Source organism: Mycolicibacter kumamotonensis (assembly GCF_002086285.1).
Classification (GTDB): Bacteria; Actinomycetota; Actinomycetes; order Mycobacteriales; family Mycobacteriaceae; genus Mycobacterium; species Mycobacterium kumamotonense.
The window spans coordinates 55,966-68,437 of the sequence record NZ_MVHU01000008.1 but is presented as its reverse complement, the minus strand read 5'-3'; the positions used below and the strand labels follow the sequence as shown (position 1 = coordinate 68,437).

Below are 12,472 nucleotides of genomic sequence, written 5' to 3'. Positions count from 1 at the left end.
TTTCGTCACCACCGCCCGCAGGCCACCAGCCAAGACCGAACACTGTGGATTAGTGCCCAAATCATCCGTATGACTTGCTTTCCCTTGAAACAAATGACAACTGGTTGGTAGTGTGCTATTAATTTGCTATGGCCTCGCCAGTAGGGGCGGCATCCACGTTCAATGCGGCGGGAGGATCCCCGATGACCGAGTGCCACCGTTGCGGTGTGGCGTTAATGAGCAGCCCCTAGCGCGGCGCCCCCTAGACGCGGCGGTCACGGCCTGGAACCTCCCGACCTCGGGCCGTGACCGCCGTTTTGTTTGCCGGACATAACTACGGTTACATCCGTTGTGCGTGCGTGAAAAAACTGTAATACTGCGTTATGGCCGACACGCACATCGTCACCAATCAGGTCCTGCCACTCGAGGGCTACAACCCGGCGTCGTCACCGGTGCTCATCGAGGCGCTCATCCGCGAGGGCGGTCAATGGGGCGTCGACGACGTCACCGAGCTCGGTGCGATCTCCGGCTCGAGGCAGACTCAGCGCTGGGGCGAGCTCGCCGATCGCAACCGGCCGATCCTGCACACCCACGACGTCGTCGGCAACCGCATCGACGAAGTGGAATACGACCCCGCCTACCACGAGCTGATGCGCACCGCGATCGCCCACGGCCTGCACGCCGCGCCGTGGGCCGACCCGCGGCCGGGCGCCCACGTGGTGCGTGCCGCCCTAACCGGGGTGTGGACCGCCGAGCCCGGCCACATGTGTCCGATCTCGATGACCTACGCGATCATCCCGGCGCTGCGCTACAACCAGGAATTGTCCAAGACCTACGAGCCGCTGTTGACCAGCCGGGTCTATGACCCGGTGCTCAAGGTGCCCGCCACCAAAGCCGGTCTCACCGCGGGAATGTCGATGACCGAGAAACAGGGCGGCTCGGATGTGCGCGCGGGCACGACACAGGCGGTGCCCAACGATGACGGCAGCTACACCCTGACCGGGCACAAATGGTTCACCTCGGCGCCCATGTGCGACGTGTTCCTGGTGCTGGCCCAGGCGCCCGGCGGTCTGAGTTGCTTCTTCCTGCCGCGGGTGCTGCCCGACGGCACCCGTAACCGGATGCGGCTGCAGCGGCTCAAGGACAAGCTCGGCAACCACGCCAACGCCTCCAGTGAGATCGAGTACGACGGCGCCACCGCGTGGCTGGTCGGCGAGGAGGGCCGCGGTGTCTCGGTGATCATCGAGATGGTCAACCTGACCCGGCTGGACTGCGCGCTGGGCAGCGCCACCAGCATGCGGATGGGACTGGCTCGCGCCATCTACCACACGCAGCACCGAAAAGCATTCGGCGCCTACCTGATCGACCAGCCGCTGATGCGTAACGTGCTGGCCGACCTGGCGGTGGAGGCCGAAGCGGCCACCATGGTGACCATGCGGATGGCCGGCGCCACCGACAAGGCGGTCCAGGGCGACGACCGGGAGGGGCTGCTGCGCCGGATCGGCCTGGCGGCCACCAAGTACTGGGTCTGCAAGCGTGCCACCCCGCACGCCGCCGAGGCGATGGAATGCCTGGGCGGCAACGGCTACATCGAGGACTCGTTGATGCCGCGGCTGTACCGGGAGGCGCCGTTGATGGGCATCTGGGAGGGTTCGGGCAACGTCAGCGCCCTGGACACCCTGCGCGCGCTGGCCACCCAACCCGACTCGGTGGCCGTGCTCTTTGACGAACTGGCCGAGAGCGCCGGGCAGGATCGCCGGCTCGACGCCCACGTCGAGGCGTTGAAGACCCAACTGACGGGCCTGGGCAGCGACGTGGCCACCGCCCAGTACCAGGCGCGCAAGATCGCCGAGGACATCTGCCTGGCGCTGCAGGGCGGTTTGCTGGTGCGCCACGGTCACCCGGCCGTCGCCGAGGCGTTCCTGGCGACCCGATTCGGCGGCCAATGGGGCGGGGCGTTCGGTACGCTTCCGGCGGGCCTGGACCTCGCGCCGATCCTGGAGCGTGCCATCGTAAAAGGGTCGTAGGGCGGCATCGACCGGGTCGACAACGGTCGAGAGAGGCGATACATGCGGCACCACATTGCCCCGGTCGAGTTCGACAACCTGCGGACGATGACCTACGAGGTCACCGACCGCATCGCCCGGATCACCTTCAACCGCCCGGAGAAGGGCAACGCGATCACCGCCGACACCCCCCTGGAACTGTCGGCCCTGGTGGAGCGGGCCGACCTGGACCCCAACGTGCATGTGATCCTGGTGTCCGGTCGCGGCGAGGGATTCTGCGCGGGCTTCGACCTGGGCGCCTACGCCGAAGGATCGTCGTCGGCCGGCGGCGAGAACTATCGGGGCAGCGTGCTCGACGGCAAGGTTCAGGCGGTCAACCATCGCGCGGACCAGCCCTGGGATCCGATGATCGACTACCAGATGATGAGCCGCTTCGTTCGGGGTTTCGCCTCGCTGATGCACGCGGACAAGCCGACCGTGGTCAAGATTCACGGCTACTGCGTGGCCGGTGGCACCGACATCGCATTGCACGCCGACCAGGTGATCGCGGCCTCCGACGCCAAGATCGGCTATCCGCCGATGCGGGTGTGGGGTGTGCCGGCGGCCGGGTTGTGGGCGCACCGGCTCGGTGACCAGCGCGCGAAACGCCTTCTGCTGACCGGAGATTGCATCACCGGTGCCCAAGCCGCCGAATGGGGGCTGGCCATCGAGGCCCCCGACCCGGCCGATCTCGACGAGCGCACCGAACGCCTGGTCGGCCGCATCGCCGCGATGCCGGTCAACCAGTTGATCATGGCCAAGCTCGCGCTCAACACCGCGCTGCTGCAACAGGGCGTGGCCACCAGTCGCATGGTCAGCACCGTCTTCGACGGGGTGGCACGGCACACCCCGGAGGGGCATGCGTTCGTCGCCGATGCGGTGGCACACGGTTTCCGCGACGCGGTGCGGCACCGCGATGAGCCGTTCGGGGACTACGGCCGACGGGCATCCGGGGTCTAGGCGTGCGAGATGCCCAACCCACCAGTTCGCATGACGGCCAGGTCGGTGGTGTTGTCGGTGCTGCTGGGCGCCCATCCCGCCTCCGCCAGCTCAGCTGAATTACTCAGGCTCACAGCAGATTTCGGTATCAAAGAAACCGCTATGCGGGTGGCGCTGACGCGGCTGGTCGCCGCCGGGGACCTGGTCCGCTCCGCAGAGGGCTACGGGCTCTCCGAACGGCTGCTGGAACGTCAGCGCCGGCAGGACGAGGCGCTGAATCCACGCATCCGACCCTGGGGTGGCGACTGGTACGCCGTGGTGATCACCAGCATCGGCTGCGAGCCGCGAACCCGGGCCACCCTGCGCGCTGGGCTCACCGAGCGGCGATTCGCCGAACTGCGCGAAGGGATTTGGATGCGCCCGGACAACATCGACATCGACCTCGGTGACTTGGTCCCCTACACCAGGATGCTCACCGCCCGCGACGAACACCCGGTCGAGCTCGCCGGCAAGCTGTGGGACCTGACCGGCTGGGCGGTCACCGGCGATGAGCTGCTCGCCGAGATGGCGCACGCCACCGAGGCGGCGGACCGCTTCACCATTGCCGCGGCCATGGTCCGGCACCTGCGCCGCGACCCGGTGTTGCCGGCCGAACTGCTGCCGCCCGGCTGGCCCGGTGAGCGGATCCGCGGACGCTACGCGGAATTCGTCGAGGAAGTGGCGGCACGGCGCGATGCGGAACAGACGGCGGAGGTGCCACGATGACGGACTCGGTGCGGGTGGAGCGCAGCGGCGCGGTCACGACGGTGGTCCTGAACCGGCCGCAGGCGCGCAACGCCGTCGACGGCCCGACCGCGGCCGCGCTGTATGAGGCCTTCGCCGAATTCGACCGCGACGACACCGCGTCGGTCGCCGTGTTGTGGGGGGATCACGGAACCTTTTGTGCGGGCGCCGATCTCAAAGCGTTCGGCACCGAGAGGGCCAATCAGACCCACCGCACCGGCCCGGGGCCGATGGGTCCGACCCGGATGATGCTGTCCAAGCCGGTGATCGCAGCGGTGAGCGGCTACGCGGTGGCCGGCGGCCTGGAGTTGGCGCTCTGGTGTGACATGCGGGTCGCCGAGGCCGACGCCGTGTTCGGGGTGTTCTGCCGGCGCTGGGGGGTGCCGCTCATCGACGGCGGCACGGTGCGCTTGCCGCGGCTGATCGGCCACAGCCGCGCCATGGACATGATCCTCACCGGCCGCGCGGTCGACGCCGACGAGGCGCACGCGATCGGCCTGGCCAACCGGGTGGTGCCGAAAGGGCAGGCCCGCAGCGCAGCCGAGCAATTGGCCGGCGAACTCGCCGAACTGCCCCAGGGCTGTCTGCGCTCGGACCGGCTCTCGGCGCTGCGGCAGTGGGGGATGACCGAGCCCCACGCGATGGACCAGGAATTCGCCAGCCTGTCGCGGGTGGCCGACGAGGCGCTGCACGGAGCGGGCCGGTTCGCCGGCGGCGCCGGCCGGCACGGCGCCAAGGCCTGAAGGCGGCGGCCGCCCGGGCCGCCCGAGCGGATCAGCGCTTGTCGGCGATGACGTTGCCCGAACCGCGATCGTCGACCGTCGGCTCGCCGCCGCGGTAGGTGACGGAGTTGTTGAGCCCGGTGACCGTCAGCGACTTCTCGACCCGCTCGACGGTGATCCGGTTGTCGGCGCCGGCGACGTTCACCGCCTCGCAGCGGCCCCGGACGGTCAAGCTGTTGTTCGATCCGGCCACGTTGAGCGACTTGCCGTCGGCGCAGTCCACCGCCGACGTCGTTCCGAACGATCGGTAGGTGATCGTGTCGGAGAATTGCGCGTCGGCATAACCTTTGGCGATCCGCGCGGATTTGGGCGGCGGCTCCGAATCGCAGCCGGCCACGCCGGCGCCGACCGCCAGCAGCGCGGCACCGGCCACCAGAATCGGGCGGAGGTTTCGGCGGTGATCGCGGGTCACGCCGGTACGCGGGCGAGCCGGTTGGTCATGCCCAGCTCACGTCCGCGGTCGAACAGGAAAGGGTCGCCATTCTTGTAGTAGACGGTCTGGTCATAGCCGTAGACGGTGACGTCGTTGATGATGGTCTCGGCGATGACGGTGTTCTGCGAGCCCTGCATGGTCACCGCCCAGCAGTCCCCGAAGGCATGCACGGTGATGTTGACCCCGTTGATGAACAAGGTGCCGCCGTTGCAGTCCAGCGTGCGGGTCTCGTGCACGCCGTAGATATGGATGTCGCCGGGCACCGCACGCGCGCTCGGGGTGCCGCCCAGCAGACCGGCCCCGAAGCACAGCAGCGCAGCACCCAGCGCGGTCCATTTCATCTGTCGTGCCCCTCTCGCCGGACGCGATTTCGGCAAAGCTTACGTCGCGCCGGCTCGGCCGTACGCCGGTTCCCCCACTTATCGGTGGATTAGAGTTCTTAGCTGATCTCCCCACTCCGGCCTGCACAATACGAAGGGCGAACGCCATGCCAGCTCGACCAGACCCGCCGTCGGTGGGCGGTCGCTCGCGAACCAACGGCAAGTCGGGGGCGCGACCGGTCAAGCTGAGCCGGGAGGTCATCGTCAACGCGGCACTGAACTTCCTGGACCGCGAGGGCTGGGACGCGCTGACCATCAATGCGCTGGCAACCCAGCTGGGCACCAAGGGCCCGTCGCTGTACAACCACGTGCACAGCCTGGGTGACCTGCGCCGGGCGATGCGGATGCGGGTTATCGACGACATCCTCGAGATGCTGACCCAGGTCGGTCAGGGCCGCGCCCGCGACGACGCGGTGCTGGTGATGGCCGGGGCCTACCGCAGCTACGCCCACCATCACCCGGGCCGCTATTCGGCGTTCACCCGGATGCCGCTGGGTGGTGAGGACCCGGAGTACACCGCCGCGGCCACCCGCGCCGCGGCCCCGGTGATCGAGGTGCTGGCGTCCTACGGACTCGAGGGTGAGCGGGCGTTTCACGCGGCGCTGGAGTTCTGGGCGGCGATGCACGGTTTCGTGCTGCTGGAGATGACCGGGGTGATGGATGACGTCGACACCGACGCGATCTTCTCGGATATGGTGCGCCGGCTGGCTTCGGCGATGGAGAGCCGTACCGGGTAGCCGCGGCGGGGGCCGAAGGGGCCCGGGCGACGCGCTTTGACCTGCCGGAGTCCAGGCGGGTATTGTGGTAGCTCGTGCCTGGCCACGAGGCGCGTATTGGTGACATGACGCGCGCGCCTGGCCCAATTCGCATGTCCATTATGCAGCGGAGCAATCCGCAGCCGGCCCATGCGACACGCCCGACCGCGGGTAGCGGTAGGGCACAGGACTGACAAGTTTTGCAGAGTTCGAACAGCGATACAGGAAGCCGGTAGATGCCAACCATTCAGCAGCTGGTCCGCAAGGGCCGCCGCGACAAGATCGGCAAGGTCAAGACCGCGGCCCTCAAGGGCAGCCCGCAGCGTCGTGGCGTGTGCACTCGCGTGTACACCACCACCCCGAAGAAGCCGAACTCGGCGCTTCGCAAGGTGGCCCGCGTCAAGCTGACCAGCCAGGTCGAGGTGACCGCCTACATCCCGGGCGAGGGTCACAACCTGCAGGAGCACTCGATGGTGCTGGTGCGTGGCGGCCGGGTGAAGGACCTTCCGGGTGTGCGCTACAAGATCATCCGCGGCTCGCTGGACACCCAGGGGGTCAAGAACCGCAAGCAGGCCCGCAGCCGCTACGGCGCCAAGAAGGAGAAGAGCTGATGCCGCGCAAGGGTCCCGCTCCCAAGCGTCCGCTGGTTTCCGACCCGGTCTACGGGTCGCAGCTGGTCACCCAGCTGGTCAACAAGGTGCTGCTGGCCGGTAAGAAGTCGCTGGCCGAGCGCATCGTCTACGGGGCGCTGGAGCAGGCACGTGACAAGACCGGCACCGACCCGGTCGTGACGCTCAAGCGCGCGCTGGACAACGTCAAGCCGGCCCTCGAGGTGCGCAGCCGTCGTGTCGGTGGTGCCACCTACCAGGTGCCGGTCGAGGTGCGGGCCGAGCGCTCCACCACGCTGGCGCTGCGCTGGCTGGTGAGCTTCTCCCGGCAGCGTCGGGAGAAGACCATGATCGAGCGGCTGGCCAACGAGATCCTCGATGCCAGCAACGGACTGGGTGCCTCGGTGAAGCGCCGGGAGGACACCCACAAGATGGCCGAGGCGAACCGGGCCTTCGCGCACTACCGCTGGTGACCACGTCGGTGGCCTGACCGCCGAAGCACTTGCGACAACAAGCAATTGAAGTAACCGAAAGAGTGGGAAGACTGCTGTGGCACAGGATGTGCTGACCGACCTGAACAAGGTCCGCAATATCGGCATCATGGCGCACATCGATGCCGGTAAGACGACGACGACCGAGCGGATCCTGTACTACACCGGCGTCAACTACAAGATCGGTGAGACGCACGATGGCGCCTCGACCACCGACTGGATGGAACAGGAGCAGGAGCGCGGCATCACCATCACGTCGGCCGCGGTGACCTGCTTCTGGAACAAGAACCAGATCAACATCATCGACACCCCGGGTCACGTCGACTTCACCGTCGAGGTGGAGCGCTCCCTGCGGGTCCTCGATGGCGCCGTTGCGGTCTTCGACGGCAAAGAGGGTGTCGAGCCGCAGTCCGAGCAGGTGTGGCGGCAGGCCGACAAGTACGACGTGCCCCGGATCTGCTTCGTCAACAAGATGGACAAGCTGGGCGCGGACTTCTACTTCACCGTGCGCACCATCAGGGAAAGGCTGGGTGCGACTCCCCTCGTCATCCAGCTGCCGATCGGCGCGGAGAACGACTTCGAGGGCATCGTCGACCTGGTCGAGATGAACGCCAAGGTGTGGCGGGGCGAGACCAAGCTCGGTGAGACCTACGAGACCGTCGAGATCCCGGCCGATCTGGCCGACAAGGCCGACGAGTACCGGACCGCCCTGCTGGAGGCCGTCGCCGAGACCGACGAGGCGCTGCTGGAGAAGTACCTCGGCGGCGAGGAGCTCACGGTCGAGGAGATCAAGAGCGGCATCCGCAAGCTGACGGTCTCCTCGGAGCTGTACCCGGTGCTGTGCGGCAGCGCGTTCAAGAACAAGGGCGTCCAGCCGATGCTGGACGCGGTGGTCGACTACCTGCCGTCGCCGCTGGACGTCGAGTCGGTGCAGGGCCACGTGCCCGGCAAGGAAGACGAGATCATCAGCCGCAAGCCCAGCATCGACGAGCCGTTCTCGGCGCTGGCCTTCAAGATCGCGGTGCACCCGTTCTTCGGCAAGCTGACCTACGTGCGGGTGTACTCCGGCAAGGTGGAGTCCGGCGCCCAGGTGGTCAACTCGACCAAGGGCAAGAAGGAGCGGCTGGGCAAGCTGTTCCAGATGCACTCCAACAAGGAGAACCCGGTCGACTCGGTCTCCGCCGGCCACATCTACGCGGTGATCGGCCTCAAGGACACCACCACCGGCGACACGCTGTGCGACCCGAACAACCAGATCGTGCTGGAGTCGATGACCTTCCCGGCGCCGGTCATCGAGGTCGCCATCGAGCCGAAGACCAAGAGCGACCAGGAGAAGCTGAGCCTGGCGATCCAGAAGCTGGCCGAAGAGGACCCGACCTTCAAGGTCCACCTCGACTCCGAGACCGGCCAGACCGTGATCGGCGGCATGGGCGAGCTGCACCTGGACATCCTGGTGGACCGGATGCGCCGCGAATTCAAGGTCGAGGCCAACGTCGGCAAGCCGCAGGTGGCCTACAAGGAGACCATCCGCCGCAAGGTGGAGAAGGTCGAGTACACCCACAAGAAGCAGACGGGTGGCTCGGGCCAGTTCGCCAAGGTCATCATCGACCTCGAGCCGTTCACCGGCGAGGACGGCGCGACCTACGAGTTCGAGAACAAGGTCACCGGTGGCCGCATCCCCCGCGAGTACATCCCCGCGGTGGACGCCGGTGCCCAGGACGCCATGCAGTACGGCGTGCTGGCTGGCTACCCGCTGGTCAACCTCAAGGTCACCCTGCTCGACGGTCAGTACCACGACGTCGACTCCTCCGAAATGGCCTTCAAGGTGGCCGGCTCGCAGGCGCTGAAGAAGGCTGCCGCAGCGGCGCAGCCGGTGATCCTGGAACCGATCATGGCCGTCGAGGTCACCACACCCGAGGACTACATGGGTGATGTGATCGGCGACCTGAACTCCCGCCGTGGCCAGATCCAGGCCATGGAGGAGCGCAGCGGTGCGCGTGTCGTCAAGGCGCAGGTTCCGCTGTCGGAGATGTTCGGCTACGTCGGCGACCTCCGGTCGAAGACCCAGGGTCGGGCGAACTACTCCATGGTGTTCGACTCCTACGCCGAAGTGCCGGCGCAGGTGGCGAAGGAGATTATCGCCAAGGCGACGGGCGAATAAGCACCACCCGCCCGTGCCGCTACGGTGGCACAAACAAAAAAGATCAACCCCTGCTGTAACTCAGCACCAACAAGTCCAGGAGGACAAGAAGTGGCGAAGGCGAAGTTCGAGCGGACGAAGCCGCACGTCAACATCGGGACCATCGGTCACGTTGACCACGGCAAGACCACGCTGACCGCGGCTATCACCAAGGTTCTGCACGACAAGTACCCGGACCTGAACGAGTCGCGTGCGTTCGACCAGATCGACAACGCACCCGAAGAGCGTCAGCGCGGCATCACGATCAACATCTCCCACGTGGAGTACCAGACCGAGAAGCGGCACTACGCCCACGTCGACGCGCCGGGCCACGCCGACTACATCAAGAACATGATCACCGGTGCCGCCCAGATGGACGGCGCGATCCTGGTGGTCGCGGCCACCGACGGCCCGATGCCGCAGACCCGCGAGCACGTGCTGCTGGCCCGCCAGGTCGGTGTGCCCTACATCCTGGTGGCGCTGAACAAGTCCGACATGGTCGACGACGAAGAGCTGCTCGAGCTCGTCGAGATGGAGGTCCGGGAGCTGCTGGGCGCCCAGGAGTTCGACGAGGAGGCCCCGGTGGTCCGGGTGTCGGCTCTGAAGGCTCTCGAGGGTGACGAGAAGTGGGTCAAGTCGGTCGAGGAGCTCATGGAGGCCGTCGACGAGTCGATCCCGGACCCGGTCCGCGACACCGACAAGCCGTTCCTGATGCCGGTCGAGGACGTCTTCACCATCACCGGTCGTGGCACCGTGGTCACCGGCCGTGTCGAGCGTGGCGTGATCAACGTCAACGAAGAGGTCGAGATCGTCGGCATCCGCCCGGAGGTCACCAAGACCACCGTCACCGGTGTCGAGATGTTCCGCAAGCTGCTGGACCAGGGCCAGGCCGGTGACAACGTCGGTCTGCTGATCCGCGGTATCAAGCGTGAGGACGTCGAGCGCGGCCAGGTCGTGGTCAAGCCCGGCACCACCACCCCGCACACCGAGTTCGAGGGTCAGGCCTACATCCTGAGCAAGGACGAGGGCGGCCGGCACACGCCGTTCTTCACCAACTACCGTCCGCAGTTCTACTTCCGCACCACCGACGTGACCGGTGTGGTGACGCTGCCGGAGGGCACCGAGATGGTGATGCCCGGTGACAACACCGAGATGAGCGTGAAGCTGATCCAGCCCGTCGCCATGGACGAGGGTCTGCGGTTCGCCATCCGTGAGGGTGGCCGCACTGTCGGCGCCGGCCGGGTCACCAAGATCATCAAGTAGTACCTGCACCACCAGCCGCCCGCGCGAGCGGGAGGCGCCCAAGCAAGGGCCCCCTTTCCACGGTGTGGAAAGGGGGTTTTTGCGTCTGCTCGCGGAGTGACCCGCGCTAGTGTTTCGCACATGCTGTGGCGCTATGTGAAAGCCCAGGTCATGGTGCTGGGATTCGGTGGTCTGGTCGGGCCGATCTTCCTCATCGTGTATTTCGCGACGAGCCAGCAGGCCGACCTGAAATGGATGTTCTACACCGGGCTGCTGGTGACGTTCGGCGATGTCCTGATCGCCTTGTTGCTGACCGACTACGGCGCAAAATCGGCGGCCAAGAACCAATTCCTGGAACAGAACGGTGTGCTGGCCCTGGCGCAGGTGACCGGCATCCACGAGACCGGCACCCGGATCAACGACCAACCGCTGGTCAAGCTCGACCTGCATATCGAGGGCGCGGGTCTGGCGCCCTTCGACACCCAGGACCGGGTGATCGCCTCGGTGACCCGGTTGCCGCTGATCTCGGGGCGGAAGCTGGCCGTGCTTGTCGACCCCGCCACCAACCGCTATCAGATCGACTGGCAGCGCAGTGCTCTGCTGAGCGGCACGGCCCCCGCCCGGTTCACCCTCGCCGAGGACAACCGCACCTATGACCTGTCCGGCCAGGCCGGGCCGCTGATGGAGATCTTCCAGATCCTGCGGGCCAACGGCATACCGGTGCAGGGCACGATCGACATCCGGTCCAACCCGGTGGTGCGCCAACAGGTGGCCGCCGTGATCAGGCGGGCTACCGGGCCGGGTGCCGGGGGGCCGTCCCACGAGGTCCCCGAGTCGCGGTCGGCCGGGGAGCGCCTCCAGGAATTGGATGCGTTGCGCAAACAGGGTGTGGTGACCGACGAGGAATACGCGCAGAAACGCCAGCAGATCATCGCCGATCTCTGAAGGTTCCCCCGCGGTAGAACACGTTCCATTTTCAGCTGCTAGCCTCGTCGCGTGAGCGAGAACGAGAAGCACGGCCTGCAGGGCAAGGTGGCATTGGTCACCGGTGCGGCGCGCGGCCAGGGGCGGGCGCACGCAATCCGGCTGGCGGCCGCGGGCGCCGACATCATCGCCTGCGACATCTGCGCACCGGCATCGGAGTGCATTACCTATCCGGCGGCCACGCCCGACGATCTGGCCGAGACGGTCGCCGGGGTCGAGGCCCACGGCCGCAAGGTGCTGGCCCGGGCTGTCGATGTCCGGGACGACGCCGCGCTGCGCGCCCTGGTCTCCGACGGCGTCGAGCAGTTCGGCCGGCTCGACGTCGTGGTGGCCAACGCCGGGGTGCTGGGCTGGGGCCGGCTCTGGGAGCTCACCGACGAGCAGTGGAGCACCGTCATCGACGTCAACCTGACCGGCACCTGGCGCACCATCCGGGCGTCGGTGCCGGCGATGATCGAGGCGGGCAACGGTGGCTCGATCGTGATCGTCAGCTCCTCGGCCGGGGTGAAGGCCACCCCCGGCAACGGCCACTACGCGGCCTCCAAGTACGGCCTGGTGGCCTTGACCAACACCCTGGCGCTGGAGGTCGGTGAGCACGGGATCCGGGTCAACTCCATTCACCCCTACTCGGTGGACACCCCGATGATCGAGCCGCAGGTGATGGCCAAGATCTTCGGTGACCACCCCGACTACCTGCACGCCTTCCCCCCGATGCCGTTGCGCCCCAACGGTTTCATCACGTCCGACGAGGTCGCCGAGGTGGTCGTCTGGCTCGCCGGCGAGGGCTCTGGCGTGTTGACGGGTGTGCAGATCCCGGTCGACAAGGGCGCTTTGAAATACTGAGCGCTTCTGCTGGGACCACAACGGGGAGA

13 protein-coding genes are annotated in these 12,472 nt (G+C 67.1%); 11 read left to right on the top strand and 2 right to left on the bottom strand.

The genetic code is table 11. From position 1 onward, the window contains the following. Positions 1–362: 362 nt before the first annotated feature. Genes BST28_RS07785 through BST28_RS07770 form a run of 4 tightly spaced genes read left to right on the top strand, consistent with a single transcriptional unit; the run spans position 363 to position 4,489 of the window. Positions 363–2,006 carry an acyl-CoA dehydrogenase family protein gene (locus BST28_RS07785; RefSeq protein WP_019736865.1) on the top strand — a complete coding sequence of 548 codons (1,644 nt, stop codon included), beginning with the start codon at positions 363–365 and terminating at the stop codon, positions 2,004–2,006. A gap of 42 nt (positions 2,007–2,048) precedes the next feature. Further along, positions 2,049–2,984 (top strand): crotonase/enoyl-CoA hydratase family protein, encoded by a 936-nt coding sequence (locus tag BST28_RS07780; RefSeq protein ID WP_065288151.1) that lies wholly within the window; start codon positions 2,049–2,051, stop codon positions 2,982–2,984. Between the two features lie 9 nt (positions 2,985–2,993). Beyond that, positions 2,994–3,728, top strand: a complete 735-nt coding sequence (locus tag BST28_RS07775) for a PaaX family transcriptional regulator C-terminal domain-containing protein (RefSeq protein ID WP_065288150.1) — start codon at positions 2,994–2,996, stop codon at positions 3,726–3,728. Beyond that, positions 3,725–4,489 (top strand): crotonase/enoyl-CoA hydratase family protein, encoded by a 765-nt coding sequence (locus tag BST28_RS07770; protein WP_083080587.1) that lies wholly within the window; start codon positions 3,725–3,727, stop codon positions 4,487–4,489. The genes BST28_RS07775 and BST28_RS07770 overlap by 4 nt, the downstream gene beginning before the upstream one ends. 31 nt (positions 4,490–4,520) lie before the next feature. On the opposite strand, the gene BST28_RS07765 is transcribed toward BST28_RS07770, so the two are convergent. Both BST28_RS07765 and BST28_RS07760 read right to left on the bottom strand, forming a co-directional pair. Then, the gene (locus BST28_RS07765) at positions 4,521–4,940 is read right to left on the bottom strand and encodes a DUF3060 domain-containing protein (RefSeq protein ID WP_083080586.1); all 420 of its coding nucleotides are present in this window, start codon (positions 4,938–4,940) and stop codon (positions 4,521–4,523) included. Next, a complete protein-coding gene (locus BST28_RS07760) occupies positions 4,937–5,302 on the bottom strand; it encodes a DUF3060 domain-containing protein (RefSeq protein ID WP_065288148.1) in 366 nt (121 codons plus the stop codon). Before BST28_RS07760 ends, BST28_RS07765 begins: the two co-directional genes overlap by 4 nt. Positions 5,303–5,448: 146 nt before the next feature. Between BST28_RS07760 and BST28_RS07755 the strand changes: the two genes are divergently transcribed. The 7 genes from BST28_RS07755 to BST28_RS07725 all read left to right on the top strand — a co-directional run bounded on the left by BST28_RS07755 (position 5,449) and on the right by BST28_RS07725 (position 12,443). Further along, a complete protein-coding gene (locus BST28_RS07755) occupies positions 5,449–6,078 on the top strand; it encodes a TetR/AcrR family transcriptional regulator (protein ID WP_083080585.1) in 630 nt (209 codons plus the stop codon). 254 nt (positions 6,079–6,332) lie between these two features. Next, positions 6,333–6,707 carry a 30S ribosomal protein S12 gene (rpsL, locus tag BST28_RS07750; RefSeq protein ID WP_003879423.1) on the top strand — a complete coding sequence of 125 codons (375 nt, stop codon included), beginning with the start codon at positions 6,333–6,335 and terminating at the stop codon, positions 6,705–6,707. Further along, on the top strand, positions 6,707–7,177 hold the full coding sequence (rpsG, locus tag BST28_RS07745; RefSeq protein WP_019738494.1) for a 30S ribosomal protein S7: 471 nt from the start codon (positions 6,707–6,709) through the stop codon (positions 7,175–7,177). The genes rpsL and rpsG overlap by 1 nt, the downstream gene beginning before the upstream one ends. A 76-nt stretch (positions 7,178–7,253) precedes the next feature. Then, on the top strand, positions 7,254–9,356 hold the full coding sequence (gene fusA, locus BST28_RS07740) for an elongation factor G (protein WP_083080584.1): 2,103 nt from the start codon (positions 7,254–7,256) through the stop codon (positions 9,354–9,356). 90 nt (positions 9,357–9,446) lie between these two features. Next, positions 9,447–10,637, top strand: coding sequence for an elongation factor Tu (tuf, locus tag BST28_RS07735; RefSeq protein WP_019738718.1), 1,191 nt, complete (start codon positions 9,447–9,449; stop codon positions 10,635–10,637). A 120-nt stretch (positions 10,638–10,757) separates the two neighbouring features. Continuing rightward, positions 10,758–11,561: an SHOCT domain-containing protein gene (locus BST28_RS07730; RefSeq protein WP_083080583.1), complete on the top strand. Its 804-nt coding sequence runs from the start codon at positions 10,758–10,760 to the stop codon at positions 11,559–11,561. A gap of 51 nt (positions 11,562–11,612) precedes the next feature. Beyond that, positions 11,613–12,443: a mycofactocin-coupled SDR family oxidoreductase gene (locus BST28_RS07725; RefSeq protein WP_019738716.1), complete on the top strand. Its 831-nt coding sequence runs from the start codon at positions 11,613–11,615 to the stop codon at positions 12,441–12,443. Positions 12,444–12,472: the final 29 nt, after the last annotated feature.